This is a genomic window from Xenorhabdus sp. Sc-CR9, from assembly GCF_963897815.1.
Classification (GTDB): domain Bacteria; phylum Pseudomonadota; class Gammaproteobacteria; order Enterobacterales; family Enterobacteriaceae; genus Xenorhabdus.
Map to the genome: position 1 here is coordinate 1 of NZ_CAWQTY010000108.1, position 24,364 is coordinate 24,364.

Here is a 24,364-nt window from a genome sequence, read left to right on the forward strand (position 1 = left end):
GCAATCATTGTTGCCAATTTATGTGGCAGCTTATTCGTAATGTGAAAATTTTTTTGAAAAGGGCTTCGTTAACGGATTGGAAAGAAATGAGAAATATAAGAGTCTCACCATTATGACAAACTATTTAGTGAATAGTTCTCTTTATTCTATTGGGATCATAGATAATAAAAGCCATTATTTTCTAATTAATGGCAACAAGTATCAGCCAAAAATGTTTCCCCAGAACTTATGGATGACATCGACCACAAACAAGATTGAGAAAGATTTTTTCATCTATGGAATAAGAATGTTTTCCGCTGGAAATAAAAAATTAATATGCCCAGAGAGTGTTGGTGAATTTAAAAGAAATATTGATGGAAGAAATTACGATTTAATTACTTCCTCTGGTGGTGAAGACAGTGCAAGAAAACTAAAAGACATGACTGATATTTGTGTTATTTTGAATAGTGATGATGCTAAACAATGGGATACTTTCTTTAAAATTAATAGCAAAAACTAAATGATTTTTTATTTAATCCTATAGCCAGAATAATAATTCTGGCTTTATTTTTTTCGTTACAAAAAATTTGATTGGAGAAAGAACTATTATTCTGAGTTTGGGATCTCCCTAACATCCTTTACTAGCACGGAGTTGACTGTCATATTTGCTTGAACTCAAAGTAGAAAGGTATCAGATCTCATCTGGACAGCATATAACGCAAAAAGTTAAGTTTTTATACTGATTCGCTTATTGAACCAGATAAACCAATCAGTTAAAGTAGCCCCGCCATTAGCAAAATCTAGTGGTCAGGGATTTGCACCCCTGTTAGAACGATCCACTGGTAGGACGTTTCTGCCAGTGCGCCTGCTCGCACCTATTCAATGGCGGTTCAGGCAGGGGAGGCTTCGGCCTCGCCGGACGATCGTTCCCGGTAGTGCAAACCCTGTCTGAATCACCACCATCAATATTAATGAATGGAAGGGGTAGCAGGAATGATTGATATAAAAAAAGACTGGCATCAAGCCGATATTATTGCTGCATTGCGTAAGCGCGGTACAACCTTAGCGGCTGTTTCCCGTGAAGCGGGACTCAGTTCATCAACATTAGCGAATACACTTTCTCGTCCTTGGCCGAAAGGTGAATGGATTATCGCTAACTATCTCGAAATACATCCCTCTGAAATCTGGCCTAGCCGCTATTTTGATATGTATGGTAATTTTATTGAACGTAAAGTTCGTGAAAAACCAGAAAAATAATTATTTTAATGTCAAAAAAAACATCAGGGAAATAGTCACCTCATTTCATTGCTCACAGAATATTATTGGTGTTGATGGGGTCGCACTATCTGTGATGTTATTGTGAAAAGGTCAGGTGATAACCGTTACAGGAAAATATTCTTACTGGTAGGATATCAGTGAGACATCTCAATATTTTCCGACGAAATGCGTCGTGACTTTCTATAGTTCTGAACGTCTAGTGTACTGGTTTCTTATCGACAAAGGTGTTCGTTGGTAGTGCTCTATTTCTACTCTGTCTATGTTCTCATTTTATCTATTGCTTATAGGTTTTTTCAGTGAACTATGTATAAACATTTGTATAAACAAAAACAAAAAAAGCACTTCCCCAAAAGAGAAAGTGCTTCTTTAACAACATGATCTAAGACTAGGATCAGTTCATGCCGTATTTTTTCAATTTCTTACGCAGAGTACCACGGTTGATTCCCATCATCAGTGCTGCACGGGTTTGGTTACCACGGGTGTACTGCATAACCATGTCCAACAGTGGTTGTTCTACTTCAGCCAGTACCAGCTCATACAGGTCATTAACGTCTTGACCGTTCAGTTGTGCAAAATAGTTCTTCAGTGCTTGTTTAACTGAGTCACGCAGGGGTTTTTGAGTTACCTGATCTTGTGAATTTACAGTAGCAACGGTTAGTACATCAGAATTTACGCGTTGTTCGAACATAGTTCTGTCAGCTCTTTTCTTTATTTACGCAAAAATTTTCGAAGTATGCTTCCAACGCCTCCAGCTGTTCGCTGGCATCCTCAATGGCGTTGAATGAGCGCCGAAACTGGTCAGCAGGAGCATGTTCCTTGAGATACCAAGATACATGCTTGCGTGCAATACGAACTCCTTTGCCTTGACCGTAAAAGTCGTGCAGTTCTCGTATATGCTCGCCCATTAAATGCTGCACGTCGCCAAGGGGCATCGGTGGCAGCAATTTTCCTGTTTCCAGATAGTGCTGGATTTCCCGAAAGATCCAGGGTCTTCCCTGAGCAGCGCGGCCTATCATCAGGGCATCAGCCCCGGTGTATTCAAGCACTGCTCTGGCTTTTAGCGGGTCAGTAATGTCACCATTAGCAATAATTGGAATGGCAACAGTCTGCTTAACTGTCCGGATATTGTCGTATTCGGCCTCACCATTAAACAGGCAAGTTCGTGTCCTGCCATGTATCGTAAGAGCCTGAATACCACAACGTTCGGCCAATTGGGCAATTTCCACACAGTTACGTTCTTCTGGTGACCAACCTGTGCGAATTTTCAGCGTGACCGGAACATCTACCGCATTGACCACCGCAGAAAGGATTTTTTCAACCAATTCTGGATAACGCAGTAATGCAGAACCTGCCAGCTTTCGATTCACCTTTTTGGCTGGGCACCCCATATTGATATCGATGATTTGAGCGCCATTGTCGACATTAATTTTCGCCGCCGCCGCCATTTCATCGGGATCACTTCCGGCAATTTGTACAGAACGAACTCCTGGTTCGTCGCTATGAACCATACGCAGCCGGGATTTATCCGTCTTCCAAACCTGAGGATTGGAAGAAAGCATTTCTGAGACTGCCATTCCTGCACCCATGTGATAGCAAAGAGATCGAAAAGGGCGATCTGTTATGCCAGCCATAGGAGCTGCAATAAGACAGTTTTTCAACTGGTATTGTCCGATACGCATAGCGAAGAAAGAGTGGTCAACTGTGACTAAGGGCGCGTATATTACGCATTTTTCACGAGATATGAAAGGCCAAACTTTGAGCGAATCGATATTTATAACGGATTTTTTCCAGTTGACTTTCCTAAATCAGGTTTATTTTTGTTAAATAACATACAGTTACATGTTATTTGTGAAATTTATTAATACTTACATTTCTAATCACAAAGAGAGCGGATTACCACCAATAGACCTCCTGGATAATTATTTTAGTGGATAATCTCGCTTTTCAATAGGTATTAATTGATTATTTTTTAATCCCTGTGATACGACACCATTCTTCTTGTTCGGCTATCGGATCGATAACAAATTCATTGTCATAGGCTTGGGCAACTCCTTCAGCCTGACTAGCCAGAACACCAGACAAGCCTAAGAATCCACCAGATTTAGGCAGTGAGCCGATGATTGGTGCCAATTCACGTAGTGGACCCGCCAAGATGTTGGCAATCACGATGTCACATTCGAGATCTTTGGGCTGATCTTTGGACAGGTAGAGAGTTAACTGGTCAGATACGCCGTTACGTTCAGCGTTATCACGACTCGCTTGAATCGCTTGTGGGTCGATATCAATGCCGATAGCTTGCTTTGCCCCTAATTTCAGCGCCGCGATAGCCAAGATACCTGAGCCACAGCCAAAATCGATAACAGTTTTACCTTCCAGCTCAAGGCCATCAAGCCATTGCAGGCAAAGAGAGGTTGTCGGGTGAGTACCGGTTCCGAATGCCAGCCCCGGATCAAGCATGACATTGACTGCATCTGACTCTGGAACTTCGCGCCAGCTAGGACATATCCACAGACGCTTGCCGAAAAGCATCGGGTGGAAGTTATCCATCCATTCGCGTTCCCAGTCCTTATCTTCCAGTTGTTCGATTTTGTGGGTAAAACCCTTACCCAGCAGTGGAACCTGCTCCAGTTGGCTTACAACCTCTTTCATGTCCGTTTCAGCATCGTACAGGCCGATGATATCTGTATCGCCCCATAAGCGGGTTTCTCCCGGCAGAGGCTCAAAAATCGGGGTATCGTGGCTATCCTGAAAAGTGACTGAGACTGCGCCACTTTCTACCAGCTCATCGCCTAATGCTTCAGCTTGTTGTCCCGTGGTGTTTAATCTTAATTGTATCCAAGGCATAAAAATTCTCTTGTTGTGAAAATAAAGTCACACTGCGATTATTGAGGCACAGTGGTTTGTTGTATTTGTTTATTACCCACCATATTCCCGACCCCGAATGCCAGTAAACTTAGCAACAGTGATGGTACGATGGGGTGGAAACCGAGAAGATGAATATTGAACGTTGCCAGCAGCGTATAGCTTGCTGCACCTACCAACATTGAACTTATCGCTCCGTAAGCATTGGCTTTTTCCCAGTATAACCCCAGAACCAGAGGCCAGAGGAAAACGGCTTGCAGGCCGCCAAATGCCAGCAGATTTAGCCAAATGATCATCTCTGGTGGATGCCATGCAGCCAGCAGCAGTAATGCGCCGAGAAATAGGGTGGAATAACTGGAGATACGGGACAACTTTTTCTCTTGTTTGATCTGTTCTGGAAACAAATTTAAATAGAGATCTTTAACGATAGTGGCAGAAGATTGCAGCAATTGGGCATTAATGGTGGACATAATGGCTGCCATAGGAGCTGCAAGGAAAATCCCCGCAGCAACAGGAGGCAGTACGGTTATCATCAACGTCGGGATCACTTGGTCGGGGATGGTCAGATCAGGAATGATTGCCCGCCCCAGCGCACCCGCAAGATGCATACCGAACATCAGGATTGCCATGACGATTGTACCGAGAACAATTCCACGATGAACCGCTTTGCTGTCTTTGTAGGAAATGCAGCGCACGGCAGTATGTGGCAGCCCAATCACGCCAAAGCAGACCAAGACCCAGAAGGACGCCATAAATGGTCCTGTGAGGATATTATCGGCACCGTGGGGTGAAACCAGATTTGGGTCAATTGTGCGCAGAGTCGTGACCGCAGCGGATAATCCACCGGCTTTGTAGATAATGCCTGCCAGCAATAGGACAGTTCCCAGTAGCATCACCAGCCCTTGTAAGGCATCATTGAGAACACTGGCCCTGAATCCGCCGAATGCGGTGTAAAGGGCAATGGAAATACCGAAAATAAGCAATCCTGTGCCGTAAGGTATCCCCGCAGCCGTTTCGAGCAAGCGAGCCCCTCCGATGAATTGCACGGTCATGGCTCCGATGAAGGCAACTAACAGGCTCAAGCTGGCAATCCAGACCAAAAAACGGCTCTTGTAACGTGCATAAAGCATGTCATTGAGCGTCACCGCGTTGTAGCGGCGGGCGAGAATGGCAAATTTTTTCCCTAATACGCTCAGGGAAAGCCAGATCGCAGGCAGCTGGATCAGCGACAATAAAACCCAGCCGATACCATATTTATACGCAGCGCCCGGTCCCCCGATAAATGAGCTGGCACTGATATAGGTTGCAGTAATTGTCATTGCCAGAACAAATCCACCCATTGAACGATTGCCGAGAAAGTATTCATTCAGGAAATCGCCCGTTTGACGGCGGCGATAAGCATAGATTGATAGCAGAAAAACCAACGCCAAATATCCCAGCAGAGGCAAAATTACTTCACTTTGCATCAGAATCCTCCAGCGGAATATCCTTGAATATAAATTTGATCATCAACCAGCAAAGGATGATAAATAAGGCTGGCAGCAACAGGCAAGCCAGTTCAAACCAGTGGGGTAATCCAGTTATGCCGATGGCATCACTGGGTAGATAGGCACTCAGCAGCCAACCAACAAGATAAGCTAACGTCAGGAATACTGCCCAACGCGCTTCTTTATGGGATTGAACAAATCGTCTGTCCATCCGTTCTCCGGGTAACTTACATGAAACAATATGGGGGGAATTGTACGGCAACATGCAGATTTATTCAGGGGAAAAATGTGTCTTGGAAATCAGTATAAAATCAAAATACTACCTCAAATTGTGAAAGAAGAATATCTGATAAACGTGCAGTTATCTGTGCTCTGGGATGCGTTCTCCTGCTTTCGCGCTACAACCCGAAATTCATTGGGTATAAAAAGTAATTTTTATGTGCGAATGTCCTTGTCCGTCCCTGCCCCTGAAGAGATAAAAAATCCCATCGGCAAAAGATGGGATTTTTTGTTTAATACAATGATGTCTGAGTCTTAGAAAGAAATTTTATTTCTCTTGCAAGCCCAGTTTCTTCTCCAGATAGTGGATATTGGTTCCGCCTTTCTGGAAGTTTTCGTCATTCATGATCGCCAGTTGCAGGTCGATGTTGGTTTTGATGCCATCGATGATCAACTCAGCCAGTGCGTTCTTCATACGCGCAATCGCCACTTCACGGGTTTCGCCGTAAGTAATCAGCTTGCCGATCATGGAGTCATAGTAAGGTGGAACGGTATATCCCGCATAGATATGGGATTCCCAGCGTACACCAAACCCGCCCGGTGAGTGGAAATGGGTGATCTTGCCCGGACTTGGCAGGAAGCTTTTCGGATCTTCCGCGTTGATACGGCATTCGATCGCATGACCTTCGATCTCGATATCTTCCTGTTTGATGGACAGCGGCATACCTGAGGCAATGCGCAGCTGCTCTTTGATCAGGTCAATGCCAGTGATCATTTCAGTCACCGGGTGCTCAACCTGAATGCGGGTATTCATCTCAATGAAGTAGAATTCACCGTTTTCATACAGGAATTCAAATGTACCCGCTCCGCGATAGCCGATTTCGATACAGGCATTGGAACAGCGTTCACCGATGCTGCGGCGTAGCTCTGGTGAAATGCCCGGTGCAGGTGCTTCTTCCACGACTTTCTGGTGACGGCGCTGCATGGAGCAGTCACGTTCAGCCAGATAGAGTGCATTGCCCTGACCATCAGCCAATACCTGAATTTCAACGTGACGTGGGTTCTCAAGGAATTTCTCCATGTACACCATATCGTTGTTGAAAGCTGCTTTGGCTTCTGCGCGGGTCATAGCGATGGATTGTTCCAGATCTTTGTCGCTGCGTACAACACGCATACCACGACCGCCGCCACCGCCTGATGCCTTGATGATCACCGGATAACCGATGCGGTTTGCAATCGTTTTGTTCTTCTCGGCATCATCACCCAATGGGCCGTCAGAGCCGGGAACACAAGGAACACCCGCTTTTTTCATCGCACTGATAGCGGAAACTTTATCCCCCATCAAACGGATGGTGTCCGCTTTCGGGCCGATGAAAACAAAACCGGAACGTTCGACCTGTTCAGCAAAGTCAGCGTTTTCAGACAGGAAACCATAACCCGGATGGATTGCCTGTGCGCAGGTAATTTCCGCTGCTGAGATAATGGCGGGAATGTTCAGGTAACTTTTTGCTGATGCCGCAGGGCCGATACAGACTGTTTCGTCTGCCAGCAGGACGTGCTTCAGGTCACGATCTGCCGAAGAGTGCACAGCAACGGTTTTGATCCCAAGTTCCTTACAGGCTCTCAGGATACGCAGTGCAATTTCACCACGGTTAGCAATGACAATTTTTTCAAGCATGGGGACGCCTCGTTATTCGATGATGACCAGTGGCTCGTCGAATTCAACAGGTTGGCCGTCTTGAACCAGAATGGCTTTTACTACGCCGGTTTTATCAGCGTCGATCTGGTTCATCATTTTCATCGCTTCAACGATGCATAGGGTTTCACCCTGATTAACATGCTGGCCGACTTCAATGAAAGGTTTCGCATCAGGGCTTGGTGAACGATAGAAAGTACCGACCATTGGGGAACGAACTATGTGACCGCTAATTTCCGCAGGCTTGTCAGCGGCGGCTGGAGCAGCGGTTTGTACTGGCTGCTGAACAGGCGCAGAGATATATTGCTGAGTTACTGGCATCGCTGGAGCAACGGTTGTGCGGCTGATGCGCACTGATTCTTCACCTTCAGAAATTTCCAGTTCAGAAATACCAGATTCTTCGACCAGCTCAATCAGTTTTTTTATCTTACGAATATCCATGAGTGTGATTCCGTACTCTTATATAAATTAGTTGGATGTTGACAAGCGGTTGACCGCTGCCTGTAATGCGAAACTATAACCATCTGCACCTAACCCGCAGATTACGCCCACTGCAATATCAGAAAGATATGAGTGATGGCGGAATGGTTCACGGGCATGCACGTTGGAGAGGTGAATTTCAATAAATGGGATATTCACCGCCAGAAGAGCATCGCGTAGTGCCACGCTGGTATGCGTGTATGCTGCGGGGTTAATCAAAATAAAATCAGTATGTCCCCGCGCTGAATGAATTCTTTCAATCAGTTCAGATTCTGCATTGGATTGCAGATGGGATAATTCAACCCCCGATTGGTGAGCTTCTTTTGACAGTTTGTTAACGATATCATCAAGCGTTAACTTGCCGTAGGTCTCTGGCTCTCGTGTTCCCAACAGGTTGAGGTTGGGGCCATTCAAGAGTAAAATGCGAAACTTGTCTGCCATTGTGCTGGTATCTCCGGCAATCTGTCAACAATCGACCAAGATAACTCGATGTTGACGGTTTGTCATCTCTTTCTGATAGCTAGATTTGTAAATCTGACGATGAAGTCCGACATTATAAACATATCGAGGCATTTAGCAGCTAAATACTGGTCTTATCAGCGCATTTTCACGATGGTTCTGCCAGTAGACTGATTGTTTATCAATTTATTAGCGTGCTCGAATACTTGTTCTAATGTGATTTCATTAGCAGTTTGCTGATAAAAGGAATCGGGAAGTAGTTTTTGCAACCGTTGCCAAATGGCAGGACGTTTTGAGGCGGCAACTGTGACCGATTCAACGCCCTGTAAACGAATATTGCGCAAAATAAAGGGCATCACGGTGGCAGAAAGCTGGCTGTCACTCGCCAGACCGCAGGCCGCGACCACCCCGTTGTAGTTTACTTGTGCTAATAAAGTCGCTAATACCGTGCCACCAAGGGTATCAATGACACCCGCCCAACGTTGTTTCTCCAACGGACGAGATGGCCGGTTGAAATCACTGGTGGGTAAAACTTCTTTTGCACCCAGTGAGAGAAGGTAATCATGACTATCAGGTTTGCTGCTGATTGCGACAACGGAATAACCCAATTGTGACAACAGGGTAATCGCTGTACTACCCACACCACCGCTGGCACCTGTGACGGCAATGTCTCCATTTTCAGGTGTCACTTCCCCTTGTTCCAGTGCCATAACACATAGCATAGCGGTAAAGCCTGCTGTGCCGATGATCATGGCTTGTCTGGTATTTAATCCTTGTGGTAATGGTGTCAGCCAGTCTCCAGGCACTTTCGCTTGTTCTGCCAGCCCGCCCCAGTGGGTTTCTCCTGCACCCCACCCAGTCAGCAAAACATGCTGGCCGACATGAAAACGGGGATCTTCTGAGTGATGAACGGCACCGGAAAAATCTATTCCTGGAACCATCGGAAATTGACGGACGATTTTCCCTGTACCGGTAATGGCCCGGGCATCTTTGTAATTAAGCGTTGACCAATGAATATCAACGGTCACATCACCTGATGGCAACTGAGATGCATCAATATCTTGGATGGATGCTGACAATGTTTCTTGTTGGTCAAGTAATAAGGCTTTCATGTGCATTCTCCGGATGGATATCTATCTGACACCATTACCTGTTTGGCATCACTATAATTTTTTGTTTCACCACGATATTTCACCACAATATAGATAAAATCTGATGAGCTGAAACGGGCAGGCAACAATATTGTGATAGAGAGCGGTAAAACTGTGGTTACTTATTTTTGTGCAGGATGGCACCGTAAAAGATAATAATATACAGGATAACAATAAGGAGAGTGCCTTAGATAATGGGTTCAGAATAATCCTTATTTTTTTCGATTGCTGCTGAAAGTGACGATATTTGGGTAAAGATTACCGTAATTATCACCAAATTCATCTATTACTTTTATACTTAAAACAGACTTTATTACTTTCATGGGGAAGAATAAAATTTTTGAGAGAATATGAATTTTGGTTGAACTTGCTGAAATGATGATAGGGCAATATAGAAGCCTGAAAAGCGGGGTGGCTGCATTTCAATATGCACTATAATGTTGTTTTTTTGATTCATTAGGTCATTTTGGGATGTTGTGATGAGATTATTGGTGAAATTAGCCTATTTTTATGCAGTTTTTTTCTGCTCCGTTAGAGAAAAGTAACGTAGAATATCGTATTTCTGATGTGAATAACGTAGCCACTTTTATTGAAGTAGTAAAAGTAGTTAACCATGCGCCTTGTCGCTGCTTCATGTGGTTGGTAGAGTAGACGGACAATCTCCGTCCCCAGCTTGCAGGATTATCCTTTCGTTATGTTAAAGAAATTTCGTGGCATGTTTTCCAACGACTTGTCCATTGACTTGGGTACTGCCAATACCCTTATTTATGTCAAAGGTCAGGGAATAGTATTGGATCAACCTTCTGTTGTGGCTATCCGGCAGGACAGAGCGGGTTCACCAAAAAGCGTTGCAGCAGTAGGACTTGAAGCAAAGCAGATGCTGGGACGAACTCCGGGTAATATCGCAGCTATCCGTCCAATGAAAGATGGGGTGATTGCTGATTTTTATGTCACGGAAAAGATGTTGCAGCATTTTATTAAACAGGTTCACAACAATAGTTTTATGCGCCCAAGTCCGCGCGTACTGGTTTGTGTACCTGTAGGAGCGACTCAGGTTGAGCGCCGTGCCATTCGTGAATCTGCCCAAAGCGCAGGTGCCCGCGAGGTATTTTTGATTGAAGAGCCAATGGCGGCCGCCATCGGTGCAGGTCTGCCAGTTTCTGAGGCAACAGGCTCAATGGTAGTGGATATTGGTGGGGGTACCACTGAAGTTGCCGTTATCTCCCTCAATGGGGTAGTTTATTCTTCTTCTGTCCGTATCGGTGGCGACCGTTTTGATGAAGCTATCATCAACTACGTTCGTCGTAACTATGGCTCCCTGATTGGGGAAGCAACAGCAGAACGTATTAAACACGAAATCGGTTCTGCCTACCCAACGGATGAAGTACATGAAATTGAAGTGCGTGGCCGGAATCTGGCAGAAGGTGTGCCTCGCAGCTTTACTCTGAATTCCAATGAAATTCTTGAAGCCCTGCAAGAACCATTGACTGGTATTGTCAGTGCGGTCATGGTGGCTCTGGAACAGTGTCCGCCAGAATTGGCTTCCGATATCTCTGAACGGGGTATGGTCCTGACCGGTGGTGGGGCGTTGTTGCGTAATCTTGATAGATTGCTGATGGAAGAAACAGGCATTCCTGTCATTGTAGCTGAAGACCCACTTACCTGTGTTGCCCGTGGTGGTGGCAAGGCGCTGGAAATGATCGACATGCATGGTGGCGATCTGTTCAGCGAAGACTGAAAATAACTCTGCAAGCTGGGGGGCTTGGTGTGTTTTACGAATGCCTCCTTGCTGACTGTTCAGGAGTTTTACCTCGTATGAGACAATACAGCTCAACAATGCGCAATTTATGAAGCCGATTTTCAGCAGAGGACCTTCTCTGCAATTACGACTCTTTTTTGCTGTTATTATTGCCATTATTTTGGTTGTAGTAGACAGCCGTCTTGGTGTTTTCAATAAAGTCCGTAGCTATATGGATACGGCTGTGAGTCCTTTCTATTTTCTTGCTAATGGGCCGCGCCAATTTTTGGACGGTATCTCTGAATCGTTGACCAGCCACAATCACCTTGAGCTGGAGAATCGTACCCTGCGTAATGAATTGCGGTTGCAGAGCAGTAAGCTGTTACTGTTGGATCAACTGAAGCATGAAAATGCCCGTCTGCGTGAATTACTGGGATCGCCACTGCGCCGTGATGAACATATGATGGTATCTCAGGTGCTTTCAGGGGGTATGGATCCTTATCGTGATCAAGTTGTCATCGATAAAGGTGCCAAAGATGGGGTATATGAAGGGCAACCCGCCATCAGTGATCGGGGAGTTGTGGGGCAAGTTATTTCGGTGAGTCAGTTGAGCAGCCGGATATTACTGATTTGCGATCCAACTCATGCACTGCCTGTGCAGGTGCTGCGCAATGATGTTCGTGTGATTGCCGGTGGTACGGGCTGTTCGGACGACCTTCAGTTAGAACCCCTGCCAAGTGATACGGACATTCGTGTCGGTGATGTTTTAGTGACGTCCGGTCTTGGGGGACGTTTCCCGGAAGGTTATCCCGTAGCAGTAGTTTCTTCTGTCAAAATAGACAATCAGCGGGCTCATGCTGTTATCCATGCGCGCCCATTGGCTGAATTGCGACGCTTACGTTATCTGCTGCTATTGTGGGGGGCTGATAATAACCCATCTGAACCCATGCCACCTTCGGGAGTCTACCGTGCAGCCAATGAGCGTTTGATGCAGATGTTGCCACAAGTACTGCCTAATCAATCAATAGAACAACCACAATTGCTGACGCCGAAGGAGGGTACGGATAAAGCGAAAGGGGCAAATCAAGCGCCATCAGCAACAACATCGGCAGAAAAGCCATCATCAAAACCGCCATCAACAGCTACAGGAAATCGCTAATGAGCCAGTACCATAGCAAAGGACGTTGGGTCATTTGGTTATCTTTCCTGATAGCAATAGTGTTACAAATTATGCCGTGGCCGGAACAGTTTTTTATGTTCCGGCCCACGTTATTAATGTTGTGCTTAGTTTACTGGCTGCTTGCACTTCCCCATCGTGTCAGTGTCGGCACCGGATTTGTGTTGGGACTCATCATTGACTTATTGCATGGAAGTATTCTGGGAGCACATGCTCTGGCGTTTAGCCTGATCAGTTTTTTGATGGCCTTCAAATTTCAGCTTATTCGGAATATGGCTCTTTGGCAGCAAGCCTTGGTTGTCATGGGGCTTTCAACATTGATGAACATTTGTGTTTTCTTAGCCCATGCTTTATTACCGAAGACAACCTTCCATCCTGAAGTGTTCTGGAATGGTTTGGTCAATGGTATTCTCTGGCCCTGGCTATTCTTATTAATGCGGAAAATCCGCCGCCAATTTTCAGTTCGCTAAAGGCGGTTTCTGTATTAAATGAACTGATATTAAGAGCCTACTGCAAATAAAATAGTTTACTGGGATAGGTTCTAAGGATGACTCACAATGAAAACCATTTATTTAGCTTCTGGCTCACCAAGACGGCGTGAGTTGGTGGGATTGTTAGATTTTAATTTTGAGATCCTGACACCTCAGGTCGAAGAAAAATGGCGTGAAGGAGAGTCTCCGCAGCAATATGTTACTCGACTGGCCAGAGAAAAATCTCAGGCCGGGGTTGCACTGGCACCGCATGATTACCCTGTTTTGGGGGCTGATACTATTGTCGTATTAGATAACTGCATTTTGGAAAAACCTCGCGATCAGCTACATGCCACAAAAATGCTCAGTGCTTTATCAGGCCAGAGCCACCAAGTCATAACCGCTGTTGCTTTAGCGAACAGTCAATGTGTCCTCAGCGAAACAGTCATTACAGATGTGACATTCCGCCAGTTATCCCAACGGGAAATACAGGAATATATCGCAACTGGGGAGCCGATGGATAAAGCCGGAGCTTATGGCATTCAAGGTAAGGGCGGTTGTTTTGTCAGAAAAATAAATGGCAGTTACCATGCTGTTGTCGGCTTGCCACTGGTGGAAACGTATGAATTAATCACACGATTTTTAGCGTTAGCTGACGGGAAAAATTATTCATGACAGCAGAGTTATTAGTCAATGTAACGCCATCCGAAACGCGGGTTGCTTATATTGATGGCGGTGTATTGCAAGAAATCCATATTGAACGGGAAGCCAGAAGGGGCATTGTCGGGAATATTTATAAAGGTCGCGTGAGTCGGGTTTTACCCGGAATGCAGGCGGCTTTTGTGGATATCGGACTGGAAAAGGCCGCTTTTTTACATGCTTCAGATATTATGCCTCATACTGAATGTATTGCAGGTGAGGAACGGAAAAATTTCCATGTCAGGGATATTTCCAAGTTGGTACACCAAGGACAGGATTTAATTGTTCAGGTAGTGAAAGATCCCCTTGGTACAAAAGGTGCCCGTTTGACAACGGATATCACTTTACCATCACGTTATCTGGTATTTATGCCGGGAGCATCGCATGTGGGTGTTTCACAGCGAATCGAGAGTGAAGAAGAACGTGAACGTCTGAAAAGCATTGTCATAGATTACTGTGATGAACATGGTGGGTTTATTATCCGTACTGCTGCCGAAGGTGTGGGAGCAGAAGAAATTGCGCAGGATGCGGCATTTTTAAAGCGCTTGTGGAGTAAGGTCATTGAGCGCAAGAAACGTAATATCACCAAAAATAAAGTATACGGTGAACTGGCTCTGGCTCAGCGTATTTTGCGTGATTTTGTCGGTGCTTCCCTTGATCGCATTCGGGTTGATTCGCGCCTGACATTTATTCAATTGCAGGAGTTCATTGATGAATATATTCCTGAGATGAACGCCAAGCTGGAATATTTTCAGGGGGAGCAACCAATATTCGATCTCTATGGCGTGGAAAATGAAATTCAGCGGGCGCTAGAGCGTAAAGTGGAATTAAAGTCGGGTGGTTATCTGATTATTGATCAGACAGAAGCCATGACCACAATCGATATTAATACGGGGGCTTTTGTCGGGCACCGTAATTTGGAAGAAACTATCTTTAGTACCAATATTGAAGCAACACAAACCATCGCCCGACAATTAAGGCTGCGCAACTTGGGTGGTATCATTATCATTGATTTTATTGATATGGATAATGAAGAGCATCGTCGTCGTGTATTGGCTTCCTTGGATCTGGCATTAAGTAAAGATCGAGTGAAAACAACCATCAATGGCTTCTCTCAACTGGGTCTGGTGGAGATGACGCGCAAGCGTACAAGGGAGAGCCTCGAACATATCTTGTGTGATAGCTGCCCGACTTGTCAGGGACGCGGCACAGTGAAATCGGTTGAAACCGTATGTTATGAAATATTGCGTGAAATAGTGCGTGTTAATCGTGCCATTAATGCAAATCGTTTTCTGGTTTACGCCTCTCCTGCCGTTAGTGAAGTCCTGAAAGGGGATGAATCTCACGCATTGGCAGAAGTAGAAATTTTTGTGGGTAAACAGGTCAAAGTACAGACAGAGCAGCTTTACAGTCAGGAACAATTTGATGTGATTATGATGTAGTCATGAAATAGTTACGATGTAAACATGAGCTTGCAGACATCTGTTTGCATATTGATATAACGCTACAACGCTGGCACCAAGGAGACATGTGTGAGGCGACTGCCGGGCATATTATTAGCGATAGCCGCAATAGTCATTATCATTGTGGCTTTGCTTGTCAGTGGATTGCGTTTCTTCCTGCCACATATTAATGAATATCGTCAGCAATTATCTGAGAAAATTACTGCGGTGACAGATATACCTGTCAATATTGGTTACATCAGTGGTCACTGGGAGTCATTTGGCCCCAGTCTGGAAATTCGTGATATCAGCGCGAAAGCTGAAAACGCCGATATCCATGCCAAAAAGATAGTACTTTCTCTGGATGTCTGGCGCTCTCTTTTGCAACGACGTTGGTATTTTCGTGATCTGTCCTTTTACCAGCTTCAGGTTAACTATAACAAGGCTCTGTTTGGGCAAGATGGCGATAGTCTGCTTTCAGAACCAGACGACGTCTCTTCTTTATTTCTTGAACAATTTAACCATTTTGATCTGAACGATAGTCGATTCAGCTTTTTGACGCCATCCGGTGAAAAAGCTGATTTACTGTTGCCACAGCTTACGTGGCTGAATAAAGACAACCGCCATCGGGCACAAGGCAGTGTAAGCCTGTCTTCGATTAATGGTCAGGAAGGTGTTGTTCAGGTAAAGCTAGACCTGACAGATACTGATGGATTTATCAAGAGTGGCAGGATTTATTTGCAGGCCGATGATATTGACATGCGGCTATGGCTAAGCCGTTGGTTGAAGGATAACACGGGGCTGGAAAATGCCCATTTCAGCTTGGCGAGCTGGATTAATTTGCAAAATGGGCGCATTGATAGCGCGCACCTGCAACTCAAACAAGGGACGGCTGACTGGCATGTTGGGAATGAAAAACACCAGCTTGCAGTTAATGATTTACTCTTGAAAATGCGTCGTCAGGGGGAAGGCTGGTTATTCAATATTCCCAATTTATCAAACCTGAAAACCGATAACCAGCAATGGACTGAAGGGTATATCAAAGCGCTTTATCTTAATCAGTCCCGTCAATACCAAAGTAAAGATCACTGGCGCATTCGTGCCGAAAACATTCAGCTTGAACGTTTAAATGGCATATTGCCGACGCTCTCTTTTTTAACACCTGATGTTGTCAAAGATTGGCAATACCGGCAGCCGAAAGGAATGCTCAATAATTTTGCCCTCGATATTACGCCAGAACTTCCCGAAGAGATGGGAATAAGTATGGAATGGCAGGATATAAGCTGGTTACGCTGGAAAGAATTGCCTTCCGTCAGCCACTTCAGCGGCATGTTAGATGGTAATAAGCAGTGGGGAACTTTCAAATTCAAATTGCAAAACAGTACCATTGATTATGGGAACATGTTTCAGGCTCCGCTCAATATCGTCGACAGCAAAGGGCGCATTGAGTGGAAAAATGATCGTCATGGCCTGGATTTATGGGGGAAGGGGCTGGATCTACAGGCCAAATCACTGTGGTTCAACGGGGATTTCCGCTATCAGCAACCGCAAGCTGCCCCGCCTGTGCTGGAAATGCTCGCGGGGATCCGACTTAATGATTTAGGTGAGGCATGGCGTTATTTTCCTAAACCACTGATGGGGGAAGCGCTGACGGATTATCTGACAGAATCTTTGATTGAGGGAAAGGTCGATAAGGCGACTTTGATTTTTCATGGCAATCCCCATGATTTTCCATTTAAACAAAACAACGGCCAATTTCAGGTCTTTGTTCCTTTGCACAATGCAACCTTTCAGTATCAACCTGACTGGCCAGCCCTGCTGGATCTGGATATTGACCTGAATTTCCAGAATAACGGATTGTGGATGCAGACCCAGAAAGCGAGATTAGGCCGGGTGGACGCCCACCAAGTTTCGGCGGTGATCCCTGATTATGGTCAGGATAAACTGTTCATTGATGCTGAATTATCCGGCGATGGGAAAAACATCCACGATTATTTTAATCACAGCCCATTGGCGGGTTCGATTGGCAGCGCATTGGATAGCTTGCAGCTTGAGGGAAAAGTGGATGGCAGACTCCATCTGGACATTCCCTTGGAGCAGGGTGACGTTAATGCGAGTGGTGAGGTGGTGCTGAAAGATACCCAACTGTTCATCAAGCCATTGGATAGCAAAATGGAACACCTCAGCGGTAAGTTCCGCTTTGACAATGGTAATTTAACCAGTGACTCGCTGTCTGCCCATTGGTTTGGAAATCCGTTATCCCTGCGTTTTTCTACCAAAGATTTGCCTAAACATTATCAGGTAGATGTGAACTTGGGGGCACATTGGGCGGCACAGACATTACCGGAACTGCCTGCCGAGATCCGCAGTAAGCTATCTGGAAGACTGAATTGGCTGGGTAAGGTAAATATTATAATACCTTCAAGTGATCTATCCTCAGAGGATAAGGTGAAATACCGTGTTGCAATAGATGCCGACTTGTCACATATCAACAGTAAATTACCGGTATTGGATACACCATCTCTGCGGAAATGGAATAACGTTAATATCCTTGCTGCCGGCGATCTGGATCAACTCCAGATGAAAGGCTCAATCGGTGAACGATACGCGTTCAACACCCAATGGATGTTGAAGGAAAAACATACCCGCTTGCAACGGGGTATTCTGACAACGGATGGCGAAGGAGTCCCGGCGTTGCCGAAAAAATCGTTGTTGGCGTTAGAATTACCTGCAATTGATGGCGAAAAACTGTTGGCGTTAATTGAGCCTTTGAGCCGGCATTCATCGGCAGATAATGGTTTGCTGTGGACAAACGTATTTGAAATTTCTTTACCTTCACTGGATCTTGCTGGACAGCGCTGGAATCAGCTGGCATTCAATGTCGTCCGACAAGCGGATGGCATGAATGTCAGCGCGGTCGGTGAAGAGATTGACGGCAGTCTGTTTATTCAAAAAAATAAACCAATGCAGGCATCAATCAATTATCTTTATTACGATCCACGGTTTGTGGCAGATCCAGTAGTTGATGCCGACAAGTTAACGTTAAATAAAGCATCATCACCTCATTATTCTCTGGATAATTGGCCGTCACTGAATATTATATGCGCAGAATGCTGGATTGCTGGACTAAAACTCGGCAAAGTAACTGCGTCGATCAAGCCGGAAGGTGATTCCTTGATTCTGACCAATGGACAAGTGGAGAACAGTGCTGGGAAGCTGACCTTATCCGGTCGGTGGTATGAGAGTGACACCGGAAGCCATACCCAAGCCAAAGGGCAATTATCGGGAGAAAAATTCGATGACATGGCCGCTTATCTGGGGTTCATCGTTCCGATTATTGATGCGCCTTTCAACTTTGATTTTAACATGAGGTGGCAAGATGTTCCGTGGCAGCCGGATCTCAAGACACTGAACGGGACCTTGACTGGAAATATGAAAAAAGGGGCTATCGCCAAACTGGGTGGTGGCAGGGCAGGGCAATTACTGAGACTTATCAGCTTTGACGCCTTGTTGCGTAAATTACAATTGGATTTCAGTGATACATTCGGTAATGATTTCAACTTTGATGCCATTCGTGGCGACGCAACGATAAAAAATGGCGTTATGCATACCGATAATTTCCTCATTGATGGATTAGCAGCAGATATTAATGCCAAAGGATGGACAGACTTAGTTCATCGTCAGACCAATATGGATCTGGTGATTACACCAGAAATTTCGACAACGGTGGGAGTAGCGACAGCCTTTGCCGTCAATCCGGTGGCTGGTGCAGCAGTTTTTGCGGCAACAAAAGTGCTGGGACCGCTATGGAATAAGGTATCAGTGATTCGCTATCGGTTAACGGGTAGTCTCGAACAGCCTAAAATTGATGAAGTTTTACGTCAGCTTAAGGAGAATAAAGGGTCATGAGAAACGTTAATGTTGCACTTTTACAATTATGTAGTGGAACGAATGTTAAATATAATTTAGCGCAAATCGAACAACAGATTAAGCAACTGCCAGACACAGTAAAATTAATTCTGACCCCGGAAAATGCGTTGCTGTTCGCCGATGCTGAAACCTACCGCCAATATGCAGAAGTGCAGGGAAATGGGCCATTGCAACAAGCGGTCAGTGAGATGGCACAGCGTTACGGCATTTGGTTGCTGATTGGTTCCATGCCAATGATCAGTCGGGAAGATCCTTCCCGCATCACGAGCAGTAGCCTGTTGTTTGATGATCAGGGTAAAATCCGTGCCCGCTACGATAAAATCCACATGTTCGATGTCAATATCAACGATGAACATGGTGCTTATAACGAATCCACCATTTACCAGCGTGGAGAACACATTACCGTTGTTGATACACCCGTTGGTCGTTTGGGCATGACTATCTGTTATGATTTGCGTTTTCCCGGGTTATTTCAGGCATTGCGTGAGCAGGGGGCTGAACTTATCTCTGTTCCGGCTGCTTTCACCCGCCTGACGGGCAAGGCACATTGGGAACCACTGCTGAGAGCACGTGCTATTGAGAGTCAATGTATTATTTTGGCACCAGCACAGGTTGGCGTACACGGCACTCGCAGAACATGGGGCCACTCAATGGCAGTGAGTGGTTGGGGAGAAATTATCAGGAAAAACCCGCTGACCGTCAGCGCATTACAGCTTAATATCCGGCGGGATAGTCTGACTCACATGCGTGAACAGATAAAAGTGGTCAAACATAATCGATTCCGCCCACAACTGACTTCTTTGATAAAAAAGAATACAAATTAAGGTAAAGAGTAATCACTATGAGTTTAACTTATGTCAGTGAACACTTACTGGCTGCTAATAATCTAAATCATCAAGACTTATTTTCTGTTTTGGGTCAATTGGCAGAACGTCGTCTGGACTATGCCGATCTCTACTTCCAATCTAGTTACCATGAAACATGGGTATTGGAAGACCGCATTATTAAAGATGGTTCTTATAATATTGATCAAGGTGTAGGTGTTCGCGCGATCAGTGGAGAAAAAACCGGTTTTGCTTATGCTGATCAAATTACACTGGTCGCATTACAGCAAAGTGCGCAGGCAGCGCGAAGCATTGTGCGGGAAGTCGGCAATGGCGTTGCACATACGTTAGATGCCGTTACGCATAAAGCACTTTATACCGCTGTTGACCCATTGCAAAGCATGAGTCGGGAAGAAAAAATTGCTTTATTGCATCGGGTTGATCAAATTGCCCGTGCAGAAGACTCCCGCGTACAAGAGGTCAATGCCAGTCTGAGCGGCGTTTATGAGCAGATGTTGGTAGCAGCAACAGATGGCACATTAGCCGCAGATATTCGTCCATTGGTACGTCTTTCCGTCAGCGTGTTGGTGGAAGAAGATGGCAAACGTGAACGTGGCGGCAGTGGTGGTGGTGCTCGTTACGGCTACGAATATTTTCTGCAAACTGAAGACGGTCAAGTATTGGCAGATCAATTTGCCCGTGAAGCGGTTCGCATGGCACTGATTAATCTGTCAGCAGTTGCGGCACCGGCGGGTACGATGCCGGTCGTATTGGGCGCTGGCTGGCCGGGAGTTTTGCTGCATGAAGCGGTAGGGCATGGTCTGGAAGGTGATTTCAACCGCCGTGGTACATCAGTTTTCTCTGGTCAGATTGGTCAAAAGGTAGCTTCTGAACTTTGCACCGTGGTAGATGACGGAACCCTTGAAGGACGTCGTGGCTCATTGTCTATTGATGACGAAGGCGTACCGGGGCAGTACAACGTTCTGATTGAGAATGGCATCCTGAAAGGCTATATGCAGGATAAACTTAATGCCCGCCTGATGGGTGTAGCTCCGACAGGCAACGGTCGCCGTGAATCCTATGCGCATCTGCCAATGCCACGCATGACCAATACGTATATGCTGGCAGGGAATTCCACACCAGAAGAAATTATCGCCAGTGTTGACCGTGGGCTGTATGCTCCGAATTTTGGTGGTGGCCAGGTGGATATCACGTCCGGTAAGTTTGTTTTCTCAACCTCAGAAGCCTACTTAATCGAAAATGGTAAAATTACGAAACCTGTGAAAGGAGCAACACTGATTGGCTCCGGCATTGAAGCCATGCAGCAAATTTCTATGGTTGGCAATGACCTTGCCCTAGACAAAGGTGTCGGTGTATGTGGCAAAGAAGGCCAGAGTGTTCCGGTCGGTGTTGGTCAGCCAACCCTTAAACTGGATAACCTGACCGTAGGCGGAACAGCCTGATACTTCTTGAGCACAGACTGAATAGCTTATTGTTGTTTGAAGAGGCGGAAGAAGAGCTGGAAGGAAAACTGCGGTTTAATGTGATGGATTGAACTTTTTCTGCTTTTTTATAAAGATACGGTTATCTATGCTTCTGGGGATTAATGGGAGGCTCTTGCCTCTCACCAGAGGCCAGCCTTTGGCTGGGCAAATTCGTTCCCGACGAATTTGTTGTTCCCTCGCCGTCGCGCTGCATTTTTAAATCTATTGGGTATAGTGCCAAGATATCCCCCTTCTGAAAAAGGAGGATAAAGTTAAAAAATAAATTATTATTTATTAATTACATGACTTTCATCACCAGAAAAATATTTTTCAATATTTTTAAATGCGTTTTCGAAGTAAATGTCATAGCCGCTTTTTGTGACATAGCCGATATGTGGGCTACAAAGAACATTATCCCGTTGTAATAAAGAGTGGCTGGTATCCCAAATTGGCTCAATATCAAAAACATCCAATGCAGCAAAGCCGGGAGTGCCTAAGTCGAGTGCTTTTTCTAATGCTCCTGCTTCTATCAACCCAGAGCGTGCGGTATTTAGGATCACGGTCAAGGGCACCGAGGCAAACGACTTCAAAGTCACTGTTTTGGTATAAAGCCTGAATTTGTTTTGTAGCTTCTTGATAATCATCAGGAATAATAACTAACGGCATTTGAGATGTCCTTTGTATGGTTTTCAGTCACTTTAGGGAACGGAGTGGAGATTATTTAAAGTAAAAAAGCTACCCCATTAAATGTTACATTTCTGCATCATTTATCTCAAAGTGTTAACTTAAACCGATTTAATACAATGGTAATGGAGAAGCGGGATGACAAAAGGAAATACCGCCAATTCTTAACGAAATGGCGGTGGAGGGCTGATTAAGCTGATTCCGATAATTCTTTCAGATATTGGAAAATCTGACGGTAAGATTTTGGTGGCTTGTTAGCCGCTTTCTCTTTTTTAGCATTGCGAACCAGTGTGCGAAGCTGTTGACGATCTGTATGCGGATACAGCGCAATAACTTCCTCAAAAGCATCATCATCTTCGAGCAATTTATCACGCAGCTCTTCCAGCTTGTGTAAAATAACGATTTGCTGGTTGTGACGATTTTTCAGTTTATCCAGCGCAATGGTGATGGGTTCAGGATCACGGGCACGCAATAATTTTCCGATTAATTGTAATTGGCGGCGACGACCTTCACGTTTGATTTTCTGTGCCAGTTCAATGGCAGCCAGCAAATCTTCATCCAGTGGTATCCGCGCCAGTTGGTTTTTGCTGAGTTCAACCAGTTCCGTTCCCAACTTTTTCAGTATTTCAGCGTCTCGTTTGATTTCGCTTTTACTGACCCAGATTATCTCTTCTTCTTCCTCTTCAGCAGGATAATTGTCGAGCCAATCTTCAGGCTGCTTTGCCATAATTGTTTTCCTTCTAAAAAGGCCGGATAAGGTGTGTTTTGGAGCATGACCTATCGTCCGGTGGGTGTTAACATCCTAATATTGTGTATTGTAACTGGGAAAATTGCCTGATTACCACTCGGCATTCATGCCATGACGTGGGCGGAGGCATTTTTTCTGACGAGTTTTCTTTTTAATTCATTGGATTATGGTTAATTAATGATAGTCACCAATCAACAAATCACAGAGCAGCGTCAGCAACTGGAAGATGCAGTTGCCCATGCTCTGGAATTAGCGCAAGCCGGTTGTGATGCTGCGGAAGTCGCGGTCAATAAAACCACGGGAATTAGTGTCAGCACCCGTTTCAGTGAAGTCGAAAATGTTGAGTTTAACAGTGATGGCGCTCTGGGGATCACGGTTTACCATCAGCAACGCAAAGGCAGTGCTTCCTCTACGGACTTAAGCCCTGAGGCAATTGCCCGTACTGTTCAGGCTGCTATTGATATCGCTCGCTACACATCCCCTGATCCTTATGCGGGCCCTGCCGATAAGGAATTATTGGCATTTGATGCACCGGAATTGGATCTTTTCCATCCTGCTGATATGGATGCTGATACGGCCATTGAATTAGCAGCCCGTGCTGAACAAGCTTCATTACAGGCAGATGAACGCATTACTAATACCGAAGGCGGTAGTTTCAATAGTCATTATGGCATTCGGGTATTCGGTAACAGCCATGGTATGCTGCAAAGCTACTGTTCAAGTCGTCACTCTATGTCTAGCTGTGTGATCGCAGAGCAGAATGGCAATATGGAGCGCGATTATGCCTATACTGTAAGTCGCCATTTCGATGATCTGAAATCCCCTGAATGGGTTGGGCAGGAGTGTGCCCGTCGTACACTTTCCCGTCTGGGCGCACGCAAGTTACCAACGATGAAAGCACCGGTTATCTTTTCTGCGGAAGTGGCAACAGGTTTATTTGGTCACTTGGTTGGCGCGATCAGCGGTAGCAGCATTTATCGTAAATCTTCTTTCTTGCTGGATAGTCTGGGCAAGCAGATTCTGCCTTCATGGTTAACAATTCAAGAACAACCGCATTTGCTGCGTGGACTGGCTTCAACACCTTTTGATAGTGAAGGTGTGCGTACAACATCATGTGACATTATTAAAGAGGGTGTTTTGCAAACTTGGCTGCTGACTTCTTATTCTGCCCGCAAGTTGGGAATGGTGAACACAGGCCATGCCGGTGGCATTCATAACTGGCACATAGCGGGTCAGGGACTGGGTTTTGCTGGTCTGTTGCGTGAAATGGGAACGGGACTGATTGTCACTGAATTGATGGGACAGGGTGTCAGTGCGGTTACAGGTGATTACTCCCGTGGTGCATCCGGTTTTTGGGTTGAAAACGGTGAAATTCAATACCCGGTCAGTGAGATTACCATTGCTGGTAACTTGAAGGATATGTGGGCGAATATGGTAACAATTGGTGATGATATCGAAACACGCAGCAATATTCAGTGTGGTTCGGTATTGCTGCCGGAAATGAGTATCGCCGGTCAATAGGGATACTCAATCAACAGCAGCCAGTTCGGTCTAACT

At 45.4% G+C, this 24,364-nt stretch carries 22 protein-coding genes; 11 read left to right on the top strand and 11 right to left on the bottom strand.

Annotated features, from left to right (window positions below; all coding sequences use genetic code 11):
- The first annotated feature begins 112 nt into the window (after nucleotides 1-112).
- On the top strand, nucleotides 113-499 hold the full coding sequence (locus AACQ81_RS04785; RefSeq protein WP_237386517.1) for a hypothetical protein: 387 nt from the start codon (nucleotides 113-115) through the stop codon (nucleotides 497-499).
- Between the two features lie 473 nt (nucleotides 500-972).
- Nucleotides 973-1,236: a helix-turn-helix domain-containing protein gene (locus AACQ81_RS04790; RefSeq protein ID WP_092549261.1), complete on the top strand. Its 264-nt coding sequence runs from the start codon at nucleotides 973-975 to the stop codon at nucleotides 1,234-1,236.
- A 412-nt stretch (nucleotides 1,237-1,648) separates the two neighbouring features.
- On the opposite strand, the gene fis is transcribed toward AACQ81_RS04790, so the two are convergent.
- The 9 genes from fis to AACQ81_RS04835 all read right to left on the bottom strand — a co-directional run bounded on the left by fis (nucleotide 1,649) and on the right by AACQ81_RS04835 (nucleotide 9,572).
- Nucleotides 1,649-1,945, bottom strand: coding sequence for a DNA-binding transcriptional regulator Fis (gene fis, locus AACQ81_RS04795; RefSeq protein ID WP_010847912.1), 297 nt, complete (start codon nucleotides 1,943-1,945; stop codon nucleotides 1,649-1,651).
- 7 nt (nucleotides 1,946-1,952) lie between these two features.
- Nucleotides 1,953-2,936: a tRNA dihydrouridine synthase DusB gene (dusB, locus tag AACQ81_RS04800; RefSeq protein WP_237386518.1), complete on the bottom strand. Its 984-nt coding sequence runs from the start codon at nucleotides 2,934-2,936 to the stop codon at nucleotides 1,953-1,955.
- 283 nt (nucleotides 2,937-3,219) lie between these two features.
- On the bottom strand, nucleotides 3,220-4,101 hold the full coding sequence (gene prmA, locus AACQ81_RS04805; protein ID WP_237386519.1) for a 50S ribosomal protein L11 methyltransferase: 882 nt from the start codon (nucleotides 4,099-4,101) through the stop codon (nucleotides 3,220-3,222).
- 38 nt (nucleotides 4,102-4,139) lie between these two features.
- Nucleotides 4,140-5,585, bottom strand: a complete 1,446-nt coding sequence (gene panF / locus AACQ81_RS04810; protein ID WP_237386520.1) for a sodium/pantothenate symporter — start codon at nucleotides 5,583-5,585, stop codon at nucleotides 4,140-4,142.
- On the bottom strand, nucleotides 5,575-5,817 hold the full coding sequence (locus AACQ81_RS04815) for a YhdT family protein (RefSeq protein WP_237386521.1): 243 nt from the start codon (nucleotides 5,815-5,817) through the stop codon (nucleotides 5,575-5,577). The genes panF and AACQ81_RS04815 overlap by 11 nt, the downstream gene beginning before the upstream one ends.
- Nucleotides 5,818-6,153: 336 nt before the next feature.
- Entirely contained in the window at nucleotides 6,154-7,503 is a 1,350-nt protein-coding gene (accC, locus tag AACQ81_RS04820) for an acetyl-CoA carboxylase biotin carboxylase subunit (protein WP_237386522.1), read from the bottom strand.
- A gap of 12 nt (nucleotides 7,504-7,515) precedes the next feature.
- Nucleotides 7,516-7,962, bottom strand: coding sequence for an acetyl-CoA carboxylase biotin carboxyl carrier protein (accB, locus tag AACQ81_RS04825; protein ID WP_237386523.1), 447 nt, complete (start codon nucleotides 7,960-7,962; stop codon nucleotides 7,516-7,518).
- Between the two features lie 27 nt (nucleotides 7,963-7,989).
- Nucleotides 7,990-8,442, bottom strand: coding sequence for a type II 3-dehydroquinate dehydratase (gene aroQ, locus AACQ81_RS04830; RefSeq protein ID WP_237386524.1), 453 nt, complete (start codon nucleotides 8,440-8,442; stop codon nucleotides 7,990-7,992).
- 155 nt (nucleotides 8,443-8,597) lie between these two features.
- On the bottom strand, nucleotides 8,598-9,572 hold the full coding sequence (locus AACQ81_RS04835) for an MDR family oxidoreductase (RefSeq protein ID WP_237386525.1): 975 nt from the start codon (nucleotides 9,570-9,572) through the stop codon (nucleotides 8,598-8,600).
- Between the two features lie 733 nt (nucleotides 9,573-10,305).
- Here AACQ81_RS04835 and mreB point away from each other — a divergent pair.
- The 8 genes from mreB to tldD all read left to right on the top strand — a co-directional run bounded on the left by mreB (nucleotide 10,306) and on the right by tldD (nucleotide 21,354).
- Nucleotides 10,306-11,349 carry a rod shape-determining protein MreB gene (gene mreB, locus AACQ81_RS04840; protein WP_237386526.1) on the top strand — a complete coding sequence of 348 codons (1,044 nt, stop codon included), beginning with the start codon at nucleotides 10,306-10,308 and terminating at the stop codon, nucleotides 11,347-11,349.
- Nucleotides 11,350-11,458: 109 nt separating this feature from the next.
- Nucleotides 11,459-12,508, top strand: a complete 1,050-nt coding sequence (mreC, locus tag AACQ81_RS04845; RefSeq protein WP_237386527.1) for a rod shape-determining protein MreC — start codon at nucleotides 11,459-11,461, stop codon at nucleotides 12,506-12,508.
- Complete coding sequence (gene mreD / locus AACQ81_RS04850) at nucleotides 12,508-12,996, top strand: rod shape-determining protein MreD (RefSeq protein ID WP_092549227.1); 489 nt, start codon at nucleotides 12,508-12,510, stop codon at nucleotides 12,994-12,996. The genes mreC and mreD overlap by 1 nt, the downstream gene beginning before the upstream one ends.
- Nucleotides 12,997-13,083: 87 nt before the next feature.
- Nucleotides 13,084-13,671: a Maf family protein gene (locus AACQ81_RS04855; protein ID WP_237386528.1), complete on the top strand. Its 588-nt coding sequence runs from the start codon at nucleotides 13,084-13,086 to the stop codon at nucleotides 13,669-13,671.
- Complete coding sequence (rng, locus tag AACQ81_RS04860) at nucleotides 13,668-15,137, top strand: ribonuclease G (RefSeq protein WP_237386529.1); 1,470 nt, start codon at nucleotides 13,668-13,670, stop codon at nucleotides 15,135-15,137. The genes AACQ81_RS04855 and rng overlap by 4 nt, the downstream gene beginning before the upstream one ends.
- A 90-nt stretch (nucleotides 15,138-15,227) precedes the next feature.
- Nucleotides 15,228-19,046 carry an AsmA2 domain-containing protein YhdP gene (gene yhdP, locus AACQ81_RS04865; protein ID WP_237386530.1) on the top strand — a complete coding sequence of 1,273 codons (3,819 nt, stop codon included), beginning with the start codon at nucleotides 15,228-15,230 and terminating at the stop codon, nucleotides 19,044-19,046.
- Nucleotides 19,043-19,891: a deaminated glutathione amidase gene (gene nit1 / locus AACQ81_RS04870; protein ID WP_237386531.1), complete on the top strand. Its 849-nt coding sequence runs from the start codon at nucleotides 19,043-19,045 to the stop codon at nucleotides 19,889-19,891. The genes yhdP and nit1 overlap by 4 nt, the downstream gene beginning before the upstream one ends.
- A 17-nt stretch (nucleotides 19,892-19,908) precedes the next feature.
- Entirely contained in the window at nucleotides 19,909-21,354 is a 1,446-nt protein-coding gene (tldD, locus tag AACQ81_RS04875; protein ID WP_237386532.1) for a metalloprotease TldD, read from the top strand.
- Nucleotides 21,355-21,662: 308 nt separating this feature from the next.
- Here the strand turns inward: tldD and AACQ81_RS04880 are convergent, their stop codons facing one another.
- Nucleotides 21,663-21,935 carry an NAD(P)-dependent oxidoreductase gene (locus AACQ81_RS04880; RefSeq protein ID WP_237386533.1) on the bottom strand — a complete coding sequence of 91 codons (273 nt, stop codon included), beginning with the start codon at nucleotides 21,933-21,935 and terminating at the stop codon, nucleotides 21,663-21,665.
- Nucleotides 21,936-22,249: 314 nt separating this feature from the next.
- Nucleotides 22,250-22,786 (bottom strand): ribosome biogenesis factor YjgA, encoded by a 537-nt coding sequence (gene yjgA / locus AACQ81_RS04885; protein WP_092549209.1) that lies wholly within the window; start codon nucleotides 22,784-22,786, stop codon nucleotides 22,250-22,252.
- Nucleotides 22,787-22,984: 198 nt separating this feature from the next.
- On the opposite strand from yjgA, the gene pmbA reads away from it, so the two are divergent.
- The gene (pmbA, locus tag AACQ81_RS04890; RefSeq protein WP_237386534.1) at nucleotides 22,985-24,328 is read left to right on the top strand and encodes a metalloprotease PmbA; all 1,344 of its coding nucleotides are present in this window, start codon (nucleotides 22,985-22,987) and stop codon (nucleotides 24,326-24,328) included.
- Nucleotides 24,329-24,364 lie beyond the last annotated feature (36 nt).

Coding starts and splice junctions, on each gene's coding strand:
- mreD (WP_092549227.1), top strand. CDS start 12,508: ATGAGCCAGTACCATAGCAAAGGACGTTGGGTCATTTGGTTATCTTTC.
- aroQ (WP_237386524.1), bottom strand. CDS start 8,442: ATGGCAGACAAGTTTCGCATTTTACTCTTGAATGGCCCCAACCTCAAC.
- AACQ81_RS04790 (WP_092549261.1), top strand. CDS start 973: ATGATTGATATAAAAAAAGACTGGCATCAAGCCGATATTATTGCTGCA.
- nit1 (WP_237386531.1), top strand. CDS start 19,043: ATGAGAAACGTTAATGTTGCACTTTTACAATTATGTAGTGGAACGAAT.
- accC (WP_237386522.1), bottom strand. CDS start 7,503: ATGCTTGAAAAAATTGTCATTGCTAACCGTGGTGAAATTGCACTGCGT.
- AACQ81_RS04785 (WP_237386517.1), top strand. CDS start 113: ATGACAAACTATTTAGTGAATAGTTCTCTTTATTCTATTGGGATCATA.
- dusB (WP_237386518.1), bottom strand. CDS start 2,936: ATGCGTATCGGACAATACCAGTTGAAAAACTGTCTTATTGCAGCTCCT.
- AACQ81_RS04815 (WP_237386521.1), bottom strand. CDS start 5,817: ATGGACAGACGATTTGTTCAATCCCATAAAGAAGCGCGTTGGGCAGTA.
- accB (WP_237386523.1), bottom strand. CDS start 7,962: ATGGATATTCGTAAGATAAAAAAACTGATTGAGCTGGTCGAAGAATCT.
- panF (WP_237386520.1), bottom strand. CDS start 5,585: ATGCAAAGTGAAGTAATTTTGCCTCTGCTGGGATATTTGGCGTTGGTT.
- AACQ81_RS04855 (WP_237386528.1), top strand. CDS start 13,084: ATGAAAACCATTTATTTAGCTTCTGGCTCACCAAGACGGCGTGAGTTG.
- mreC (WP_237386527.1), top strand. CDS start 11,459: ATGAAGCCGATTTTCAGCAGAGGACCTTCTCTGCAATTACGACTCTTT.
- rng (WP_237386529.1), top strand. CDS start 13,668: ATGACAGCAGAGTTATTAGTCAATGTAACGCCATCCGAAACGCGGGTT.
- mreB (WP_237386526.1), top strand. CDS start 10,306: ATGTTAAAGAAATTTCGTGGCATGTTTTCCAACGACTTGTCCATTGAC.
- fis (WP_010847912.1), bottom strand. CDS start 1,945: ATGTTCGAACAACGCGTAAATTCTGATGTACTAACCGTTGCTACTGTA.
- pmbA (WP_237386534.1), top strand. CDS start 22,985: ATGATAGTCACCAATCAACAAATCACAGAGCAGCGTCAGCAACTGGAA.
- yjgA (WP_092549209.1), bottom strand. CDS start 22,786: ATGGCAAAGCAGCCTGAAGATTGGCTCGACAATTATCCTGCTGAAGAG.
- prmA (WP_237386519.1), bottom strand. CDS start 4,101: ATGCCTTGGATACAATTAAGATTAAACACCACGGGACAACAAGCTGAA.
- AACQ81_RS04835 (WP_237386525.1), bottom strand. CDS start 9,572: ATGAAAGCCTTATTACTTGACCAACAAGAAACATTGTCAGCATCCATC.
- tldD (WP_237386532.1), top strand. CDS start 19,909: ATGAGTTTAACTTATGTCAGTGAACACTTACTGGCTGCTAATAATCTA.